Annotated in this window: 17 protein-coding genes; 7 read left to right on the top strand and 10 right to left on the bottom strand. The window is 51.0% G+C overall.

What is annotated here, in order from left to right; all coding sequences use genetic code 11:
• Position 1: 1 nt before the first annotated feature.
• From AB8881_04660 to AB8881_04645, 4 genes are all read right to left on the bottom strand, one after another.
• A complete protein-coding gene (locus AB8881_04660; GenBank protein ID XDZ64179.1) occupies positions 2-514 on the bottom strand; it encodes a hypothetical protein in 513 nt (170 codons plus the stop codon).
• A gap of 95 nt (positions 515-609) precedes the next feature.
• Positions 610-1,617, bottom strand: coding sequence for a Bug family tripartite tricarboxylate transporter substrate binding protein (locus AB8881_04655; protein XDZ64178.1), 1,008 nt, complete (start codon positions 1,615-1,617; stop codon positions 610-612).
• Between the two features lie 207 nt (positions 1,618-1,824).
• Complete coding sequence (locus AB8881_04650) at positions 1,825-2,796, bottom strand: aldo/keto reductase (GenBank protein ID XDZ64177.1); 972 nt, start codon at positions 2,794-2,796, stop codon at positions 1,825-1,827.
• Positions 2,797-2,820: 24 nt separating this feature from the next.
• A complete protein-coding gene (locus AB8881_04645) occupies positions 2,821-3,573 on the bottom strand; it encodes an FCD domain-containing protein (protein ID XDZ64176.1) in 753 nt (250 codons plus the stop codon).
• 114 nt (positions 3,574-3,687) lie between these two features.
• On the opposite strand from AB8881_04645, the gene AB8881_04640 reads away from it, so the two are divergent.
• The 4 genes from AB8881_04640 (at position 3,688) to AB8881_04625 (ending at position 7,508) form a co-directional block, all read left to right on the top strand.
• Positions 3,688-4,557 carry a fumarylacetoacetate hydrolase family protein gene (locus AB8881_04640; protein XDZ64175.1) on the top strand — a complete coding sequence of 290 codons (870 nt, stop codon included), beginning with the start codon at positions 3,688-3,690 and terminating at the stop codon, positions 4,555-4,557.
• Between the two features lie 184 nt (positions 4,558-4,741).
• Positions 4,742-5,464 (top strand): formylglycine-generating enzyme family protein, encoded by a 723-nt coding sequence (locus AB8881_04635; protein ID XDZ64174.1) that lies wholly within the window; start codon positions 4,742-4,744, stop codon positions 5,462-5,464.
• 205 nt (positions 5,465-5,669) lie between these two features.
• Complete coding sequence (locus tag AB8881_04630) at positions 5,670-6,812, top strand: glycine cleavage T C-terminal barrel domain-containing protein (protein ID XDZ64173.1); 1,143 nt, start codon at positions 5,670-5,672, stop codon at positions 6,810-6,812.
• A gap of 162 nt (positions 6,813-6,974) precedes the next feature.
• Positions 6,975-7,508, top strand: a complete 534-nt coding sequence (locus AB8881_04625; GenBank protein ID XDZ64172.1) for a cupin domain-containing protein — start codon at positions 6,975-6,977, stop codon at positions 7,506-7,508.
• 28 nt (positions 7,509-7,536) lie between these two features.
• Here the strand turns inward: AB8881_04625 and AB8881_04620 are convergent, their stop codons facing one another.
• On the bottom strand, positions 7,537-8,796 hold the full coding sequence (locus AB8881_04620; protein ID XDZ64171.1) for an aminotransferase class V-fold PLP-dependent enzyme: 1,260 nt from the start codon (positions 8,794-8,796) through the stop codon (positions 7,537-7,539).
• Between the two features lie 161 nt (positions 8,797-8,957).
• Between AB8881_04620 and AB8881_04615 the strand changes: the two genes are divergently transcribed.
• Complete coding sequence (locus AB8881_04615) at positions 8,958-10,574, top strand: FAD-binding domain-containing protein (GenBank protein XDZ64170.1); 1,617 nt, start codon at positions 8,958-8,960, stop codon at positions 10,572-10,574.
• A 15-nt stretch (positions 10,575-10,589) separates the two neighbouring features.
• Here AB8881_04615 and AB8881_04610 read toward each other — a convergent pair whose 3' ends face one another.
• The 3 genes from AB8881_04610 to AB8881_04600 form a co-directional block, all read right to left on the bottom strand.
• Complete coding sequence (locus AB8881_04610; protein ID XDZ64169.1) at positions 10,590-11,921, bottom strand: aspartate aminotransferase family protein; 1,332 nt, start codon at positions 11,919-11,921, stop codon at positions 10,590-10,592.
• Between the two features lie 94 nt (positions 11,922-12,015).
• Complete coding sequence (locus AB8881_04605) at positions 12,016-12,783, bottom strand: citryl-CoA lyase (protein XDZ64168.1); 768 nt, start codon at positions 12,781-12,783, stop codon at positions 12,016-12,018.
• 29 nt (positions 12,784-12,812) lie between these two features.
• Positions 12,813-13,952 carry a M20/M25/M40 family metallo-hydrolase gene (locus AB8881_04600; GenBank protein XDZ64167.1) on the bottom strand — a complete coding sequence of 380 codons (1,140 nt, stop codon included), beginning with the start codon at positions 13,950-13,952 and terminating at the stop codon, positions 12,813-12,815.
• A 195-nt stretch (positions 13,953-14,147) separates the two neighbouring features.
• On the opposite strand from AB8881_04600, the gene AB8881_04595 reads away from it, so the two are divergent.
• Positions 14,148-15,761 (top strand): gamma-glutamyltransferase family protein, encoded by a 1,614-nt coding sequence (locus AB8881_04595; protein ID XDZ64166.1) that lies wholly within the window; start codon positions 14,148-14,150, stop codon positions 15,759-15,761.
• A 36-nt stretch (positions 15,762-15,797) separates the two neighbouring features.
• Here AB8881_04595 and AB8881_04590 read toward each other — a convergent pair whose 3' ends face one another.
• Both AB8881_04590 and AB8881_04585 read right to left on the bottom strand, forming a co-directional pair.
• The gene (locus tag AB8881_04590) at positions 15,798-16,964 is read right to left on the bottom strand and encodes a M20 family metallopeptidase (GenBank protein XDZ64165.1); all 1,167 of its coding nucleotides are present in this window, start codon (positions 16,962-16,964) and stop codon (positions 15,798-15,800) included.
• A gap of 61 nt (positions 16,965-17,025) precedes the next feature.
• A complete protein-coding gene (locus AB8881_04585) occupies positions 17,026-17,976 on the bottom strand; it encodes a DMT family transporter (GenBank protein ID XDZ64164.1) in 951 nt (316 codons plus the stop codon).
• Positions 17,977-18,252: 276 nt separating this feature from the next.
• On the opposite strand from AB8881_04585, the gene AB8881_04580 reads away from it, so the two are divergent.
• Positions 18,253-19,776, top strand: a complete 1,524-nt coding sequence (locus AB8881_04580) for an ABC transporter substrate-binding protein (protein XDZ64163.1) — start codon at positions 18,253-18,255, stop codon at positions 19,774-19,776.
• The last annotated feature ends 27 nt before the right edge of the window (positions 19,777-19,803 follow it).

The raw sequence follows: 19,803 nt of genomic DNA, 5'->3' as shown, positions 1-19,803 counted from the left end.
CTCAGAAAGCCCCTGCCAAAAATGTTTCAATAGCACCCTTTGGAAGGCGCGTTTCAAAGCCAAGAATAAAAATGCCATATGCGACAAGTGCCATAAAAACGGCGAGCGCCAGTTTGGCCAATGGCGCCTTGCCATAATCAAGCAGCAGCATTGACCCCCAGAAAAACAAAGCTGTTGTTAATGTGAACCCGATCGACTCAATGACGATAAGGTAGAGAATTGTCAGCCCGATAAAGCCGCTTTGTCGGCTTTTGATAGCATCTGGAAGACGGTCAAACGTGACATGAAATTGCGCGCTGCCTTGAACGAGCATGACGATCCGGCTGATCAGGAAAATACCAATTACCGCCAGCAGAATTGAGCCAACCATGAAGGCGTTGACCTGAGCCGTCCATGGCGACTCGATCACGGTAAAGATATAATAGATGGTAAACGCCAGCGCACCGACTGGTATTATCAATTCGCCAGCAATGTTCTTTTTTGACGATGGTGTTGATGGATCTTGTTCGGTCATGATGATTGTCCAAAACGGCTTATTGCGCGATTAAAGGGAAAAATACATGGTAAAGGGAACACGCCAATGGCGTGCTCCCCTGATTAATAACGCGTCTATTTTCCAGTCAAAAGCGAACGATACCGTCCACCAAGCTCAAGCATTGCGCTCTTGAATTCTTCACATTCGGCAACGCCGCCATAGTTTGAATATGGCCAAAAGCCCTTTGATTTCAGAAAGGCCTCTTTGTATGCAGGATCATTCATTGCATCTTTGAAAGTCTTCTGCAAAAGCTCCATCCGGTCAGGATATTTGTCAGCGGCAGCCTTGTGAATGCCAAAAGCTCTGGCTGAATACATTGGTGGCAGCTTGGTGCCGAAATAATCATTCATTGTTGGCGCGTTGCTAAGCTTGTCACCCGCCAAATTTTTGTTGTCAAAGACCAGCAACGTGCGGCAGGCATCGCCAGCCGCAATCACCGAGCCTGAAGTCAGAACACAGAAATCCATCTCAAGTGTCACAGCACCAGCAACGGTCTTCTTCCCGCCAGATAGAGGCACAAGATTAAATTCTACTCCCACTTCCTCACCAAGTGCGAGGATGCCAATCGACGCCGGGTGCGCAAGGCGGCTGGTGCCAACATTCAATTTACGCTTTTTGCCTTCGGCAATAATATCGTCGATTGACTGAAATTTGCTCTCAGCTCCGACAAAAACAACGCCTGGATCAGTGTCAACACGGCCAAAATAGAAGTAATCATTAATATCAAAACTTGGCGCTTTTACTGCCCAGTTCAGAACTTCTGGACCCATATTGCCAAAGATCAGACTATAGGCATCGGGCTGATATTTACCCATATAGACTTCATAGCCAACCCGGCCAGAGGCGCCCGGGAAAAAGCCTGGTTCGAAATTAGTGTTTAGGTGGTTTTTCCAAACTGAACTAACTGCGCGCAGCAGTCGATCTGCGCCGCCGCCAGCCCGGGTTGGAACGATCACATCAATATTGCGGTCAGGATAGGCTGCCCATGCTGGGCTCGACATCAAGCCACCAGCAAGTAATGTGCCAGCAGTTGCTGCGCTGGTCTTTAAAAACTGGCGCCGTTTCATTGCATCAAAATTCATTTTATCCTCCCAGTTGGTTACTTGGTTCATCGGGCATGTCTTTTTACCTATATGTAGGTCCATTCAGGCCATCGACATGCCGCATTTTGGCCGAATGTAAAATTTAATTTAAAAACATTATGACTATGCTTCTGTATGGTAAAGCTCTTATATGAATAAGCTATTTTAAAACTTAGATAGCGATGCAGCTCATGCAATAAGCCTCATTTAGATACCAAGCCCTCCAAGCTGTTTTTCCGGATAACGGGTGCCTGACACCAGGTCAGGATTGATCGCGGCGCCGATTTCCGCAACTTCGCTGGCGCTTAAATTGATCATTGAGGCTGCGATGTTTTCCAGCATATGTGATTTATTTTTGGTACCCGGGATGGGCAGGATGTCATCGCCTTGCGCTAACAGCCATGCAAGGGCCAGCTGCGATGGAGTTACATTTTTTGTCGCCGCAATATCTCGAAGCGGTGCAACCAGCGCAACATTTGCATTGATGTTTTCAGCCTGAAATCTTGGGTGGTCGTGGCGACGATCGCCTTCTGCAAGGCTGTCGGCGCCCGTGATAGTGCCGGTCAGCATTCCCCGGCCCAGTGGCGAATATGCAATAAAGCCAATCCCGAGTTCACGGATAAGAGGCAGATAGCTGTCCTCAACAAATCTCGTCCATAGTGAATATTCAGTTTGAAGTGCGGCAACGGGGTGCGTGCCGTGGGCTCGGCGAATTGTTTCCGGTCCAGCCTCGGACAGGCCAAGCCAACGCACCTTGCCCTGTTCCACCAGCCGCGACATCGCGCCAACAGTATCTTCAATCGGCACATCAGCATCAACGCGATGTTGAAAATAAAGGTCAATCACATCTGTCTGCAACCGCTTGAGGCTTCTCTCGCATGCTTCGATCACATATTCCGGCCGTCCATTGGCACTACCTCCCAGATTACCAAATTTGGTGGCAATGAACGCGTTCTGCCGGCGCCCTGTCAGTGCCTTTGCCAGCATTTCTTCGTTTTTGCCGCCAGCATAGGCGTCTGACGTGTCGATAAAATTAACGCCGGCATCCATGGCAGCATGGATCGTATTCACAACAATCGCCGCATCCGCGCTACCATAGATATTGGTCATTGCCATGCCGCCAATGCCGATGGCAGATAATGGATCAGTGCAATGTCCAAGAAATCGGTATTTCATCATTGGCTCCGCATGGAAATGAGGACGTTATATTTGTGGCGTGGTGAGCATTCTTAGGTCACGTTCTAGCCGGTCTAGTGTTTTCATATAGTGGGACTCGGTAAGTTGGCAGGCCAGTCCGGCATCGCGTGCCAGCACTGCGTTGCTGATAGCGGCATGTTCTTTGCCGACGTCACGTTTGCCATCTCCGGTTTTTCTGATGCTTTGACTTATTGATGACCGGCGATAGCGCTCACACATATCTTGCAGATGATCGCGCATTTGCAACAACCATTTTGATCCACAGGCAGCAATCATGGTCGCGTGAAATTCCGCATTGGCTGCCTCCCACGCATCAGAAACCCCGTTGCCGCTGGCGAGCAGTGCCGTATCTTCCTTGTTCATCAGATAGGTTGCCGCAACAACACGTGACTCCCACTGTCTGTCACCAAGTGCAATGGATCTGCTAAGTGCGACCTTTTCGACTTCGATGCGGGCGATGTTTAGGTCGCTGAATTCATCAAGATCAAGTGGTGACACCATAAAACCGCGCTTCTCCAGAGCCAGTACAAGACCCTCGGTGCTGAGCTTTTGCAAAGCCTCACGGAGCGGTGTCGGGCCAATATCATAGATGGTTTTTAACATCTCGATCCGGAGCCGTTCGCCGGGGGCGCGCGCGCCTGAAATGATGTCAGCACGAATTATGCGATAGGCCCGCTGCGCCATCGACTCATGTTTCGAAACGCTTATGTCGTTCGAACCAGCCGTTACAATCATATCGGCCTGTGCTAACAAATTCATCCCCATCACATTGGTGGTTGCCAGCTAGCGCCCCAATTAAAGACAAGAGCGTTTGACAGACAAAACTCTATATGCTTTTAAATATTACCGATAAAAATAAGGATTGTCGAGAAAATGAAATTTGTAACTTTCCGCGATGCCGGCTCTATCGCTGCTGGCGTTATTGATGGCGATGAAATTATTATCTGTTCTCAGGGTGATGATGCCAAAACAGCTGTGCTTAAACTTTGTGGGCAGGAGCAAGCGGTAATTGACCGCTGGGTAGCCAATGGCACGAATCGCATTGCATTAGATGGTGCAGAACTACTGTCGCCGATCCCGCAGCCGCAGCGTGATATTCTGTGTGTCGGAAAAAATTACTATGCGCATGCCGCTGAATTTCACTCTAGCGGGTTCGACTCGACCAGTAAGGAGAGCGTGCCGAAGGTTCCGGTTATCTTTACTAAGGCGCCGACCAGTGTAGTTGGGCCGGGGGAGCCGGTGAACGGCTCGCTTGATCCAACCCAGTCGGTTGATTACGAGATTGAACTAGGCATTGTTATCGGCAAAAAAGCCTTTCAGGTCAGCAAAGCTGACGCCTATGATCATGTCTTTGGCTATCTCATTATTAATGATGTGACCTCGCGTGAGTTGCAGCAGCGGCACGGTCAATGGGTTATCGGTAAGAGCCTTGACACCTTTTGCCCAATGGGGCCATGGCTTGTAACCAGTGATGAGATCGCCGATGTGAATGCGATGAAACTGGTCACCAGAATCAATGGCGAAGTGCGGCAAGAGGCAGTTGTTGCTGATCTGATTTTTGATATTCCGACCTTGATTGAAACCATGTCGGCAACGATGACATTGATGCCCGGTGATATCATCGCAACAGGTACACCGGCCGGCGTTGGGATAGGCTATACGCCGCCAAAATATCTGGCAAAGGGCGATCATATGTCACTTGAGATTAGCGGTCTTGGTTGTTTGGAAAATACCATCGCATAGTCAGACAAGGCCGATGAAGAAAATCTGTTTCGGGGGAGGCATACGGGGAGCGCTTAGCGTTCCCCGTTTTGCGTTAGGGGCTGGCTATAATAAACATTTTGTCTATTAATCTTCACTGGTGTTCTCGTTATTATTGGCAGGGCAGCAGGTTTATGAGGTCTGTGCACACAAAAAAGAGGTGGCGATGTCAATGCGTATATTTTGGGTGCTATTTGGCCTGATCGTTTTTAACCCGGCGCAAGCTGACATGGCGATCAGGATGGACCAGACTGAGGTGTCGATTAGAGCCTTTGCCGAATTTGTCGCGGCTACTGGGTTTCAAACCAAGGCCGAGCTGGATGGCGGTATGGTCTATGAAGCGGGATGGGTGGTCAAGCCGGGCTGGAACTGGCGGCAGCCATACGGCACGGTCAGCCCGCCAGATGAGCCTGCGGTTCATCTGACTTTTGATGAGGCTGCGGCCTATTGCGCATGGCGCGGTCAGCGATTGCCGAGCCGTGACGAATGGATCAGTGCCGCCTATACCGAACAACGCCTCGCCCCACCCTCACCGTTCCGACGCGGTGTTACATATGATTACCCGACCGGAGACAGCCCGCATGGTGCCAATTGCCTTGGCGACTGCGGCACTGAGGCAGTGCCAGTTTCTGGCAAGCGTGACTACAGCCGCCAGCTTTATCGAGGGTTTGGCCACGCACCGGTCGGGCGGACAAAGCAGGGCGTTAACGGGCTGTTTGATATGGGCGCAAATGTTTGGGAATGGGCAGTGCTTGGCACCAGTTCGGCGCAGGCCACGATGGGAGGTTCATGGTGGTATGGGGCGCAACAGATGACGGCCGATTATGGCGCCACCAAGCCGCGTGACATGGCGGTGGTCTATATTGGGTTTCGTTGCATCGCCAAATAAGCCGCGTTTCAACCGGCGAGCTTTCCGGCTTACTTGGTTAATAAAACCGCCGCGAACCCACTGCAGTTTGTGAGATTTGAACAGAATTGGCCGCTAACTGCGCAGCCAGCCGATAAAACCGCGTTAGAGTGCGCCTTATCCAGATAATTATTATCGGAATTGCCGCCATTTTTAACCGCGCCATGTCTGTTCCAGAGGAGTTTTTATGCGTGATTTAGTTGATTTTGGATTTGGAACACAAATCCGAAAATCCCCCTATTTTGATGCGACCGTAGAATGGGGCGCGAAAGCGTTTTCAGTGTATAATCATATGTATATACCGCGTGACTTCGGCGATCCTGTTGCCAATTTTTGGAATTTGGTGAATACGGCAATCTTGTGCGACGTGGCGGTCGAGCGGCAGGTGCAGATCACTGGCCCAGATGCGACAAGATTTGTCCAGCATCTAACTCCGCGTGACCTCAGCACGATGGCTGTCGGACAATGTAAATATGCGCTGATCACCAATGCCAAGGGTGGCATTTTGAATGACCCAATCATCCTGCGGTTGGCTGAGGATAAATTCTGGATCTCACTAGCCGATAGTGATGTTTTGCTCTGGGCGCAGGGTGTTGCTGTGCATGGCGGGTTTGATGTTGATATTTGTGAGCCGGATGCATCACCGCTTCAGCTTCAAGGACCGCGGTCAATGGATGTCATGAAGGCGCTGTTCGGGGAAGATATTGCCACATTAAAATATTACTGGCTTCGCCATCTGACGCTCGATGGCATCGAACTGGTAGTGTCTCGAACCGGTTGGTCAAGTGAGCTTGGTTATGAGATTTATCTGCAAGATGGATCGCAAGGCAGCCGCTTATGGAACAGGATTATGGCAGCAGGAGAGCCTTTTGGGCTAAAGCCTGGCCATACCTCAACTATCCGCCGGATTGAGGGAGGTATGCTGTCATATCACGCCGATATGGACATCAACACGAACCCGTTTGAGCTGGGACTGGACCGGCTGGTTGCGCTGGATACTGCGCATGATTTTATTGGCAAGTCTGCGTTGCAGGCTATCCGCGCGAAAGGACCAGCCCGCCGACAGGTTGGCCTGATCATCGACGGTGCGCCTCTTACGGCTCCTAATACTAAATTCTGGCCGGTAAGCATGAATGATAAGGTGGTCGGCAAGGTCACATCAGCCGTCTATTCACCACGTCTTGAACAGAACATCGCCCTCGCGATGGTTGAGCGCGGTGCCGATCAAATTGGTGCTGAGGTCACGGTCGATGCCATTGGTGGTTTACGTCAAGCACGTCAGGTTGAAATGCCGTTTTATGACCCGAAGAAAAATATCGCCAAAAGCTAAATGCTGCTTTTATAATTAAGGTGATTGCAGCATTTGATATCTGGCAATGCGAGTATCAGCGGGTGCATAAGGCTCGTCAGCCATATCCCGGTTTTCTATGTCGTTGCCGGCGCGGGCCGTAACCGATGATTTGCCGCAGCCATTTTGTTTTTTGGGGGGAATATGGGTAGAAAAATCAGGCGTGTTGTTACTGGCCACGATGAAAATGGTGTTGCAACAGTGATTATGGACGGCGAGGCCGATTGTATTTTGCAACGCCCAAACCGGCCAGGCGTGACTTTGACAAACCTGTGGCAAAGTACAAAGACGCCAGCCACAATGGAACGCCATGATGATCCGGTGAACGGCCCGTTGATCCTGCACCCACCCAAAAATGGTTCGGTGTTTCGCATCGTTCAATTTGATCCGGAAAATCCCGAAGAGCTGGCCAAGCTTGACGGTAAATCAGCCTTTGCGGAAATGGGAGCTGGCGCCAATATTGTTGAAGGTGCGCGCCACCCTTTCATGCACCGGACCGACAGTCTGGATTATGCGGTGGTTCTAACCGGCGAGATTTACATGATGATGGATGAAGACGAATATCTGGTAAAAGCAGGAGATGTCATCATCCAGCAAGGCACGAACCATGCTTGGTCGAACCGCGGTACCGAGCCTTGCCAGATTGCGTTTATCCTAACTGATGCCGTAAAGGACTAGGCGGCACCCGGTCCTTTTTACCACCAGCTCAGTTTGCGCTGGTGATGTTTTTCATTACGCCCAGGAACTGCGCAACCTCGGCGATGCTATTATAATGGCACATGGAAACACGAACACAGCTATCAAGCCCAAGCGGATCAAGAACATTGCCTGAATAATGATCGGCCTTTCGAAGATGGGTCCGCACGCCCTCGCTATTCAGGCGGGCGACCACGTCCTTCGAGGCAATGCCGTCAACATAAAGTGAGACAAGCCCCTCACGCGCCGGATTATCAATCCCGCCAATGATATGCACATTCGCCATTTCGGCTAGGCCGGGCAAATTACCGGTACCGTGAATCATCGCATCGGTAAGGGTTTTTTCATGCTCATGAATGGCCTTGCCAGCTGCTTCAAACCGGCCACGCTGATCGCGGCTATCAGAAACCTCGCCGCCAAGCCATTCAAGATATTCGACAACATCCGACATGGTGGCATAGGCACCGGTGTCGCGTGTGCCAAGTTCCCAATTTTCGGCTGGCCCGCCAACAAGACTGTCATGCGGCAACTGGGTCATACGATCCGAAATCCATGCAAGGCCATAGCCATGCCGCGAAAACATTTTGTATGGTGAGATAACATAGCCATCAATATCATAAGCGCCGATATTGATCTCACCGTGCGCCGCGTGTTGAATACCATCGACAATGATGAAACAATCCGGGCTGACAGCGCGAATCGCCTTGGCAATGGCTGCGATATCCATGCCCATGCCGGTCACTGGTGAGGTATGTAAAATTGTGGCAACCAACGTGTCTTTGGTCACGGTGCTGGCATAGGCCTCGGCACTGACCAGTCCCCGTGCATGATCATGCTCGATCAACACATGCTGTTTGCCACTGATCGGCGCCCAGCGCGCGCAGGCGCTGCGGGTTGCTGGATGTTCTATCGTCGAGCCAAGAACAATGCCGGCTTTATTGGTGCCAAGACAGGCATTCATAACGAGGCGGAAAATCAGTTCGGTGCCACTTTCCCCGACAAAAAACTGTCCATTTGGCGCATTCATAAAGGCGCGCAAATCATGCTTGGCCTTATCTATGACGCGGACCAGTTCATGCGAGCCGGGGTTATCACGACCCTGATTATCGGGGATCGCGGCAAACCGTGCAGAGGTATCAACAACCCTATCCAAGGTCAGCGCGCCGCCAGCATTTTCAAAAAAGACGCGCGGCCCCTGTACTGGACAGCTATCAATCTGGGCAAATTGCCCACGAATATTATCAAGTAGATCGGCAGAAATTTGGGTCATGGAAAGATGCTTTCGAAAGGGGTTCTTCACAAGATTTAACCACACCAGACAGGAAGGTAAAGTGATTTTGATGCGCCATTCACGGAGGTGAAAAATGGCTAGGCTGCAGGTCAGATCAGAAGGTTTGAAACTATCCATCACCTAGTGCTAATGTTCTGGCCATGCGACAGAGAGTAAATATCGTCTGGTTCAAGCGCGATTTGCGTGTATTTGACCATGCACCGTTGGCGATTGCGGCGCGTGACGGCGCATTGGTGTTACCACTTTTTGTTGTCGAGCCGGACTATTGGCGATTGCCGACATCATCACGTCGCCAATGGTGTTTTGTGCATGATTGCTTGGGCGAGCTTGATGCCAGCCTTGCCGCACTTGGTCAGCGTTTGATCATCCGCATTGGCGAGATAACCGATGTGCTGGATGAACTGGCGCGTGAGGTTGATATTGCGGGAATCTATGCGCATGAGGAAACCGGGGACGCCTGGACATATGCGCGCGACCGAAAAGTGATTGCCTATTGCCGGCGGGGCGGAATATCGCTTTGCCAATCACCAGCCAATGGGGTTGTCCGCCGTCTGCAAAACCGTAATGACTGGGCCGCAATTCGAAACCAGCGTATGCAGGAGGCCCGCGTTCCGCGCCCCGATCGCTTGGCTGGTGCTGCGGCAGTGCAAACAGAATCACTACCGCCCAAGGATGATCCGTTATTCGGCGCGCCGGTGCCGCAACTAGGCATGGAATATTACGGGCAAAGCCAAACCCAAACCGGTGGACGCAAGGCAGCGATCGCGCTGTTAATATCTTTCCTCAACGACCGCAGCCAGTTCTATATCAAAAATCTGGCGTCACCGGCGCGCGGGCCCGATACGTCAATGCGCCTGTCGCCGCATCTGGCGTGGGGAACAATTTCATCGCGCGAGGTCGAAACCAGCATCCGCAGTTATCTGGCTGATCCGTCACGGGTGATCAGCACGGCCAAACGGCGGGGCTGCCGGGCGGTTATGTCGCGACTTGCTTGGCGTTGCCATTTTATGCAGAAACTCGAGGATCAGCCGGCGATCGAAACGACTGCGATGCACCCGCTTTACGAGTCTATCCGCGATACGGTTATTCCCAGCACGCCAGGAATTGGCGCGCCTGATGCTGAGCAAAATAATTGTGATGAGGCGCAAAAAGCCGTCTATCTTGCCGCTTGGGCGACCGGCAAGACCGGCTATCCGATGATTGATGCCTGTATGCGCTCGCTGATCCATAATGGCTGGATTACCTTTCGGATGCGGGCGATGCTGGTCAGTTTTGCCAGCTATCACCTATGGCTTGATTGGCGGGTAACCGCGCCCTATCTGGCACGACTTTTTACCGATTATGAGGCTGGCATCCATTACAGTCAGTTTCAGATGCAATCCGGGGTTACAGGCATTAACACAATCAGAATTTATAATCCTGTGAAGCAATCGCTTGATCATGATCCTGATGGCCAGTTTATTCGGCGCTGGGTTCCTGAGCTTGCGCATTTGCCGGCGAAATGGATTCATCAGCCGCATGATATACCGCCGGTCGAGGCGGCGGCGCTTGGCTGGAAGGGAGCGCAGGATTACCCCTTACCGATTGTCGAGAATGCGGCCGCAATGCGCGCTGCGCGTGAACGTATTTATGCGGTGCGCAAGGGCGATCAGTTCAAGATGATGGCGCGTGCCGTTTATCAAAAGCTGGGAAGCCGCAAACCGCCACCAAAAAAACGCCGTGCCAAACCTGCCGATGCGCAACCGCGCCTGATCTGACTTTGGTAAAATGACCTAGGCGGGAAGGCTTGTCTTTATCGCACTGTCCAAGCGCACGACCAGCATATCCATTTCGTCAATGGAAATGATAAATGGTGGCGCCAGCAAAATATGATCACCGGATTTGCCGTCAATCGTACCTTGCGATGGATAACAGGCAAGCCCCGCCGCAAGCGCGTTTTTCTTGATTTTGCCAGCAATGTTCAATGCAGGGTCAAACGGGGTTTTGTCGGTGCGCGATGCCACCAGCTCGATGCCGATAAACAGCCCCCTGCCTCTGATGTCGCCGATGTGTGGATGCTGGCCCAATACCGATTGCAACTGTGATCTAAGATAGGCGCCTTTTTCTGCCACGGTCTTAATCAGGCCATCGTCAACCAGCCTGTCGAGGACGGCATTTGCCGCCGCTGCCGCGATCGGGTGACCAAGATAGGTATGACCATGTTGAAAAAAGCCCGACCCTTGCTCGATTGCATCATGGATATAATCACGGCAAAGCATCGCGCCAATCGGCTGGTAACCGGCACCAAGCCCTTTGGCAATGGTGATGATGTCCGGCATTACCCCATCGATATCGCAGGCAAACAGCGCGCCGGTGCGCCCCATTCCGCACATCACCTCATCGAAAATCAGCAGCACGCCATATTTATCGCAAATCTGGCGAATACGTGCCAGATATCCTGGCACCGGACACAGCGCGCCCGCCGTTGCGCCAACTACAGGCTCGGCCAGAAACGCCATCACCTGATCCGGGCCAAGCCGTAAAATTTCTGTCTCAAGCTCATTTGCAACCCGAAGACCATAATCATCCTCGGTTTCGTCATCACGCTTGTCCCGCCATGCATAGCAGGGTGAAATCAGGCTGGTTTCAATCAGCAAAGGCGCAAAGTTCTGTCGCCGCCATTGGTTGCCACCTGCCGCTAGCGCGCCAAGGGTATTGCCATGATAGCTCTGGCGTCTGGCAATGATGTGCTTGCGTTCGGGCTGACCAATTTCGGTAAAATACTGGCGGGCCAGTTTAAGCGCGGCCTCGATCGCTTCCGATCCACCCGAAACCAGATAAACCCGGTTAATGTCACCCGGTGCATAGCTGGCCAGGCGTGCGGCTAGCTGTTCGGCAGGCGCGCTGGTGAAAAAGGATGTGTGCGCATAAGACACGCTTTCCATCTGTGCCAAGATCGCGTTTTTTACATGGCTGTCGGAATGGCCGAGGCATGATACGGCGGCACCGCCTGACCCATCGAGATAGGCCTTGCCATCAGCATCCCTTATAAAGCATCCGTCACCTGCCGCCGCTATGGGCAGATCGGATTGACTGTTTCGCTGGAAGATAAACTGGCTTTTCATGGTAAATCCTTTGCACAGATGCTGGTCGCCGCATAAGGCCGGCCTTGGTCTAAATAGAGACGTGGTCACATGCGCAATTTGGCTGTTCCTTTGCTCATGTTTTGATAATGGCGTTACCGGTATAAGGAATGGTCTTATCGACAAGGTCCCAAATTTCCCGACCCGTTGGGCTTTGCTGTTCTTCCATGATATGCGCCACCAGTCCGGCGGCACGTGAAATCACTGCAAAGCCACGCATGATGCCAATCGGAATGCCTGCCCCCATTAATATTGCAGCCGTTGCGCCGGTTGCATTGATCGTCAGATGCTTTCCATAAATCTGATCGACATGATGCCCCAACGTTTTCAATATTTCGATCGGCCGTTTGTCGATGTCGTCATATGCCATGGCAATTTCGAACATTTTCGAGGTGCGTGGATCATCAGGGCGATGCAAATGATGACCAAAGCCGGGCATGTGCATAGCGTTCGTCCGATGCCGTTGCACGATGCGGTTGCAGGCTGCGTCATGGCCATCTGGATCTTCGGCGATCTCGGCCAGAATTTTTGCTGCATTTTCCATCGTGCCAATAAATTGGCTAGCGACATTCAACAATCCGGCCGCAACCGCTGATTGCATTGCCTCAGGGGCAGAAAGGTAGGTCATGCGCGCGGCAATCGCGCTGGGGGTAAAGCCATGTTCCATCAATGTGACCAGCACCGTATCAAGGACTGCGCGCTGGCCGGGCGAGGGGGCGACACCGATGATGTGATAGAACATCGCATCGGTAAAACTCATCTTGCCCATCACATCATCAACAAGGTTTTTGTCGCGCAGATATAAGGCTTCGAGCGTATGCGTCGATAGTTTTGTCTCGGCCATGGCAAAGGCTCCCTGTTTTTTTGCAAATTCTAGAAATTCGCGTCAATTCCCATCAATAGACCGGCCATCATCCTGCCGCGCATTGCAAGACTATCAATTTCGATGTGTTCTTCAAGAGTATGATATTTGTCGCCCGCAACGCCCAGACCGTCAAGCGTCGGAACACCCATCGCGCCAGTGAAATTACCGTCGCTGCCACCACCCGAACTTTCATGGCGAAATGGCTGGCCTAGCTGCGTGGCAAGATTTTTGGCCAGCTCGACAAGTTTCAGGCCGGCTTTTGTCGGCGTCCAGACAGGCCTTGTCAGGCCAAGTGTGACCTCAGTAATGACCTCGCCATCTGGGTCATTATGGGCAAGCATTCTGGCAATGCCATTATCCAGATCCTCTTGGCGTTTTGACATTGACAAGACCTCGGCGCTGGCCTTTGACGAAACGCAATTCACCCATTGCCCGGCGTGCATAACGCCCACTGAAAAGCTGCAATCCTTGCTTGTCATGGCTTCGATATCGATAATTTTTTCGGCCATTTTTCGGATTGCTGACCGTCCTTCAGAAAGCCGCAATCCGGCATGGCTTGGCCGTCCATAGGTGGTGACATCATAGCGGGCGACGGCATAACGGCCAGATGTCACGCCATTACCTTTTCGTGCTGGCTCGGGTATCAGAACCGCCTTTGCCCGCGCGGCTTCGGCTTCGATAAGGGTGCGGGTGTGTGGCGACCCAATTTCTTCGTCCGAGGTAAAGAGAACGGTGATGGGAAGCGGCGTTTCAAGTCCGGCCCTTTGCAGCTGGCGGATTGTCTCAATTGCAAGATAATTGCCACCTTTCATATCGCAAATACCGGGGCCATAGCAGCGGTTGCCATCAGTTTTAAACGGTAATTGTGCCAGCGTGCCTAGCGGGTGAACCGTATCCATATGACCAATAATCAAGATGCCGGGTGCGTCAGATTGTGAATGGGGAAAACGCGCGCGAATACAATCACCAATTGAGGAATGCGGCGTAATGCGTTCAATCGATGCCCCCATAACTGCAAGATCATGTGCGGCGATATCCTGCATCCGGTTCACTGCTGCCGGATCATAGCTGGGGCTTTCGCACAAAACCCATGGCTTTAATCCGGCAAGCATATCTTCATCATTAAACCCTAGCTGCGCCAAATCCATGATTACCCTCCATATTGCCATTTACCTGCTTTATCTTGCAGCGCACCGATAACGTTAGCGTGTCGGTCATGACAAAAACAAGCCATTAGCTAGCAATGGCGTATCACGACACTCTGACAAAGACTGCACTGGCAGGAATTTCAAAAACCTGTTTAAGTTTGTGATCGGCTAGATAGTCAATTTGTGAAGGAAGTTATGATGACGCGTTGTATGATTTCGGCACCACAGCCAGAAGCGGTAGAGGCTGGTCTGGATATTTTTAAAGCTGGCGGTAATGTCATGGATGCGGCTATTGCTGCCGCCTTTGTCCAGACAGTTGTGGATCCGCAAATGTGCGGTATTGCCGGTTTTGGCTCGATGCAAATCTTCATGCCAGAAAAAGATATTCACAGTTTCATTGATTTTCACGGCAAGGCACCAAAAGCGACCAAATCAGATATGTGGGAACATCTGATCGAACGCGAATGCGATGATGGTTTTGGCTTTGTGCTCAAGGGGCAGGTTAATGAATTCGGGTATCAATCGATGACATCGCCAATGACGTTGCAGGCGTTTAATACCGCGCTGCAAACGCATGGCACAATGTCGCTGGATCAGGTTTTGCAGCCAGCGATTGACTATTGTATGAATGGGTTTGCGGTTCGGCCAAGGGTTCTGGGATTTTGGCTTCAACCGGCACAGGCAGGACGTATTGAACGGGTTGCCGTGGTGAATAAACTGGATGCAGCCCGCAAGATATACCTCAGCGATGATGGTTCGCTGTTGAATGTTGGCGATATTCTGAAAAACCCAGATATGGGCCGGCTTTACCAACGAATTGCGAATGAAGGCATTGGCATCTTTTATAATGGTGATGTTGCTGACCTGATCGCCGCCGATATGAAGGCAAATGGCGGGCTGTTGACAAAAGATGATCTGGCTGATTGTGCGCCAACCAGAATTGCGCCGCTGATCGGCAGCTATCGCGGGTTTGAGGTGGCAACCAATCAATTGCCGGGTGGCGGTTTGATGATCTTGGAAATGCTGAATATTCTAGAGCAGTTTGATTTGTCCGCTATGGGGCATAATTCGGCGCAATATATCGCAACGGTGGCCGAAGCGATGAAATATGCCACCATCGATAAAGACCAGTTTATGGGGGATCCAAATTTCATTGATGTGCCGCAAGATCTGCTGGCAAGTAAAGCCAGAGCAGCCGACATTGCGGCAAAGATTCGCGCTGGTGAAAAGGCTAATATAGTGCGGCTAAATTCAGGCGCGCCAGAAAGTAAGGACACAACGCATCTGGTTGTCGCTGATGCTGACGGCAATGTTGTTAATGTTACGCATTCGCTTGGATCAAGCTCGGGAGTGATCACAGACGGGCTTGGCTTTATGTATAATAATTGCATGATGGTGTTTGATCCACGGCCCGGCCATGTCGGCAGTCTTGCACCGGGTAAAGCCCGCTTTACGGCGATGTGCCCAACAATCTTGTCAAAGGACGGAAAGCCGTTTTTGGCGTTGGGCGCACCGGGCGGCACAACCATCACTATGGGGGTTTTGCAAACGATCCTTAACGCGGTCGATTTTGGAATGAGTGCTCAGGATGCGGTGTCTGCGCCGCGTTTTTGCGCAACGTCCAATGTGATTGAGTTGACCAATCGGATTTTGCGCGGTGTCGAGCGTGATCTTCATCAAGACGGATATGTGACACGGCGCTATGCCGCCAGCTATATCACCCCGATCTTGCACGCGATCAGACTGCAAGATGGCAAGCTTGATGGCGGGGCTGATCCAGCCGGTGATGGTATGGCGGCGGCGTGCTAATTTGCTTGTTTGTGGGCGGGGTGCGCTAGCACCGCATTAAAGGCCGGTTTTGGTTGGTGTTGTCGCCAGCGCTAGGATTGTCTCGGCAATGAATTTTGCGCGCACTGACAAGCTGTCAATCTGCATCCATTCATCTGGCCGGTGATAGTTTCCACCAATTGGTCCAACCCCGCAGATTACCGGCGTACCGGCATTGGCGATAAACCCGCTATCCGCGCATCCGCCTGAATGTTCTCCCGCAACAACGACACCATTTTTGGCAGCAGTTTTTACATAAAGATCGAATAGCTCGACTGATTGCGGCGATGGGTTCAGCGGGTGAAATTCGCCTTTTATCACCATGTCCGAACTGGTGCCATCAACGCTTGTCATGGTGCAAATTTCCCGCACTTTCTCATAAATCTCGGCGCGGTCATCACTATCGCGGTAGCGGATATCAATACCGCAGCTGGCCTCGGCGGCAACCGTGTTGACCGACTGGCCGCCCGCGACCAGGCCAACGTTAATTGTAATGCCGCGGTCAAGATCGGTCAGTGCGTGCAATGCCTGTATTTTGCGTGCCATCTCTTCGATTGCGCTGCGGCCATCTTCGAAAAACCCGCCTGAATGCGCTGCAACGCCGCGAATCTCGCAGTGACAAAAAATGCCGCCCTTGCGCTTTGTCACAATGTTTCCGTTCGGTCTGCCGGGTTCACTGTTAAACGCAAGGCGTGCCTTTTTTGCTTCGGCAATAATCACATTTTGAGATGTTGGCGAGCCGATTTCTTCATCACCGGTAAACAGCCCAACGAGCGGATTTGGGTGCCCCCCAAATTTTTGAAAAGCGGCCAGAATAAACGCGTTGATTACAAGTCCGGGTTTCATATCAGCAACGCCCGGACCATAAGCCAGCCCATTTTCAATGCGAAACGGGCGTTTTTCAACTTCGCCGGTGGGAAAGACAGTATCGCGATGGCCGCATAACAGGATTGGCCGGTTACCGTTGCCACCGGCAACAACCGCGCGCATCGCATCCCCATGGGTGCTGATCGGAATGGTCTCGTGCGGGATGGATTGGGCATCAAAAAATTCAGCAAGCCGGCTTGCCACCCGGTCAACGCCGGCTTTGTCGAAACTGTTGCTATCGATATTTACCAGCTCGCCCAGTAAATCCAGCATATTATCCTGCTGCGACTCCAGCCAGTCGATCACTTGGTTTGACATCGCTTTCTCCTTATTTAATCTGTGGGGGTAATCCGAGGGGGGTATAATCGGGTCAAATTAATCACGCTTTTTCAATTAGCAGAGCCTGTTTTTGCAAGGCATTTTTCTTGTCACGCATTTCTCGCCGGATCACATAAAAAGACGACGCAAAAATAATACTGGCACCGATCCATGTCCATAAATCGGACAGCTCGTTAAACAGCAACCAGCCAAATAATACCGCAAAGGGTAATCGCGCGTAATCAACGCCGGCAACAAAGGACGCATCGGCAAGCGAATAGGCTTTGGTTAACGCAAAATGTCCGATAACGGCAAAGGGACCAGTTGCCATCAGGATTAACCACACCTCTTGATTGGGCCATTCCCAAACAATGATCGCCGGAATGAGTGCCATCGGCATCATGATTAGATGAGAGATAAACACAATGATCAGCGGATTATCCTGACGGGTTAGATGTTTGATGATAAGAGCCGAACAGCCCATTGCCAGCGCCGATAAAATGGCGACCCAATGACCAAGACTGATATCGACGATGCCCGGGCGAATAATAATCAGGGCGCCGACAAAACCGGTAAAAATCGCCGCCCATCGTCGCATCCGCACGGTTTCTCTAAGCGCAAAGGCGGCACCGATTGTGGTAAAAAGAGGAGCAAGAAAGCTAAGTGCTGTTTGCTCGCCAATGGGAATAAGCGTTACCGCATAAAACCATGTCCACATTGCCACCATGCCGGAAACTGATCGAATGATATAGGTTTTAAGCTGCGCAGTTGTGACCGTCTTTAGCCCTTGATGCATTACCAGTGGCACCATCACCAGAAAGGCGAACAGCAAACGGCAAAACACCGTCTGGAACGCGCTTACCTCATATTCTCCCAAAAGCCTGCCAAGTGCGGCGAGCATTGATAGCGCACAGCAGGAAATCAACATCCAGAATACCGATTGTAGCGCAGTATCTTTGCTCTGCAACCGGCTTAGTAGCGATCGCTTTTGCTGTTTGGTGTCAGATTTCAAACCATGTTCCAAAGATTGTTGGGTCAAGTCGAATTTGTCAGGATATTATTAGATTTGTTCTGCCTTCTTTACTCTAACAATAAGATATAGACCGAAAATCCAAACATTTAAAACGAATGTTTTCCCTGCCAGAAAGATTTGGCTGATCAGAGTGTCTGCACCGACGAAATAATGGATTTTCTCGTGAAGTGCCTCGACACAGCGAAAAAGGTGTGTTTGACTTTTGTCTAAGAGTGTTCAGCATCACTATACAAATGAATATAAAGGGAGGTTTTAATGATCATAAAAAAACATGTCTCGTCGCTGCTTGTTGGCGCCTTGCTTGCGACAGGTGGTGCCTCTGTTGCGCATGCAGGAAAGTCTGACGACACGCTCAACGTTGCGATTGATCGTGAGTTGGAATCTATCGATAATTATTACAATACAGCGCGCGAGGGCATCATCATTTCACGTATGGTTTGGGATGCGCTTCTTTACAGGGACCCCAAAACAAATGAGTATTTGCCGAATTTGGCGACATCCTACACCTGGGTTGATTCGAAAACCCTTGAATTTGAACTTCGTAAAGGAGTGAAGTTTCATAATGGTGAAAAGTTTGATGCGGATGACGTGGTGTTTACGCTCAATTACGTAGCAGATCCAAAAAATGGAGCAAAACCCGCGCGGAATGTGAACTGGTGGAGTAGTGCTGAGAAACTCGGTGAGTACAAGGTCCGGTTGAACTTGAAAAAAGAGTTTCCTGCCGCGCTAGAGTTCTTATCTGGCCCGATCGTGATGTACCCAAATGATTACTATGGTAAAGTTGGCCCTGAAGGTATGGCGATAAAGCCTGTCGGAACGGGGCCCTACGCTGTCACAAGTGTTGAACCCGGTAAACGCTACCGGTTCAAGAAATATGATGGCCACCATAGCGGCAGCCCAAAGGGAAAAGCGAATATAGGAAATGTTGTGTTTCGTACCATTGCTGAGAGCAACACACAACTCGCAGAGCTTTTTTCGGGCGGTATTGACTGGATTTGGAAAGTCAAACCAGATCAAGCCGAACGTATCAAATCACAGGGTGCATTTACTGTAAAGAATTCCTCAACCATGAGAATTGGGTATCTGAATTTCGATGCAATGGGACGTCACAGTAAAAATCCCATGAACGATGTTCGGGTGCGCAAAGCTATTGCCCATGCGATTGATCGTGAGGGCATCGTCAAAAACTTGGTGCAGGGCGAGTCAATTGTTGTGAATTCACTGTGCTTTCCGTCGCAGTTTGGATGCACTCAGGATGTGCCAAAATATGATTACAACCCCGAAAAGGCAAAGAAGCTGCTGGCCGAGGCAGGCTATCCAAATGGGTTTGAAACACCGTTCCTTGCCTACCGAAACCGTGATTATGCTGAAGCCATGATCAACAATCTGAATGCAATCGGCATCAAGACAAAATTTGAGTATCTGAAATATGCGGCATTCCGAGACAAGGTTCAGGAAGGTGCGTCGCCATTTAACTTTGGTACATGGGGATCATACTCAATTAATGATGTTTCAGCCATTACCAGCCACTTCCAATCTGGTGGTAAGGACGATTATTCAAAAGACCCTGAGGTTATCAAGCAGTTGGGAATTGGGGATACTAATGTAGATCCCCAAGTTAGAAAGGACGCCTATAAAGCGGCTCTTTCTCGCATATCGGAAGAGGTATTTATGTTCCCGCTATGGTCATATAATACATGGTATGCGTTCTCGAAAGACGTCGAATTCACGCCTACGGCAGATGAAATTCCGCGCTTTTTCACAGCAAAATGGAAATAAATAAACGATAGCTGCGCGCCGAACGGC

Source organism: Alphaproteobacteria bacterium LSUCC0396 (assembly GCA_041228345.1).
GTDB lineage: Bacteria > Pseudomonadota > Alphaproteobacteria > Puniceispirillales > Puniceispirillaceae > UBA3439.
The sequence above is the reverse complement of the archived record's forward strand: the minus strand, read 5'-3'. Positions and strand labels throughout refer to the sequence as shown.

Bases quoted from the DNA above. Each gene is read 5' to 3' on its own strand.
- AB8881_04660 (XDZ64179.1), bottom strand. From the start codon at position 514: ATGACCGAACAAGATCCATCAACACCATCGTCAAAAAAGAACATTGCT.
- AB8881_04655 (XDZ64178.1), bottom strand. From the start codon at position 1,617: ATGAATTTTGATGCAATGAAACGGCGCCAGTTTTTAAAGACCAGCGCA.
- AB8881_04650 (XDZ64177.1), bottom strand. From the start codon at position 2,796: ATGATGAAATACCGATTTCTTGGACATTGCACTGATCCATTATCTGCC.
- AB8881_04645 (XDZ64176.1), bottom strand. From the start codon at position 3,573: ATGAATTTGTTAGCACAGGCCGATATGATTGTAACGGCTGGTTCGAAC.
- AB8881_04640 (XDZ64175.1), top strand. From the start codon at position 3,688: ATGAAATTTGTAACTTTCCGCGATGCCGGCTCTATCGCTGCTGGCGTT.
- AB8881_04635 (XDZ64174.1), top strand. From the start codon at position 4,742: ATGTCAATGCGTATATTTTGGGTGCTATTTGGCCTGATCGTTTTTAAC.
- AB8881_04630 (XDZ64173.1), top strand. From the start codon at position 5,670: ATGCGTGATTTAGTTGATTTTGGATTTGGAACACAAATCCGAAAATCC.
- AB8881_04625 (XDZ64172.1), top strand. From the start codon at position 6,975: ATGGGTAGAAAAATCAGGCGTGTTGTTACTGGCCACGATGAAAATGGT.
- AB8881_04620 (XDZ64171.1), bottom strand. From the start codon at position 8,796: ATGACCCAAATTTCTGCCGATCTACTTGATAATATTCGTGGGCAATTT.
- AB8881_04615 (XDZ64170.1), top strand. From the start codon at position 8,958: ATGCGACAGAGAGTAAATATCGTCTGGTTCAAGCGCGATTTGCGTGTA.
- AB8881_04610 (XDZ64169.1), bottom strand. From the start codon at position 11,921: ATGAAAAGCCAGTTTATCTTCCAGCGAAACAGTCAATCCGATCTGCCC.
- AB8881_04605 (XDZ64168.1), bottom strand. From the start codon at position 12,783: ATGGCCGAGACAAAACTATCGACGCATACGCTCGAAGCCTTATATCTG.
- AB8881_04600 (XDZ64167.1), bottom strand. From the start codon at position 13,952: ATGGATTTGGCGCAGCTAGGGTTTAATGATGAAGATATGCTTGCCGGA.
- AB8881_04595 (XDZ64166.1), top strand. From the start codon at position 14,148: ATGATGACGCGTTGTATGATTTCGGCACCACAGCCAGAAGCGGTAGAG.
- AB8881_04590 (XDZ64165.1), bottom strand. From the start codon at position 16,964: ATGTCAAACCAAGTGATCGACTGGCTGGAGTCGCAGCAGGATAATATG.
- AB8881_04580 (XDZ64163.1), top strand. From the start codon at position 18,253: ATGATCATAAAAAAACATGTCTCGTCGCTGCTTGTTGGCGCCTTGCTT.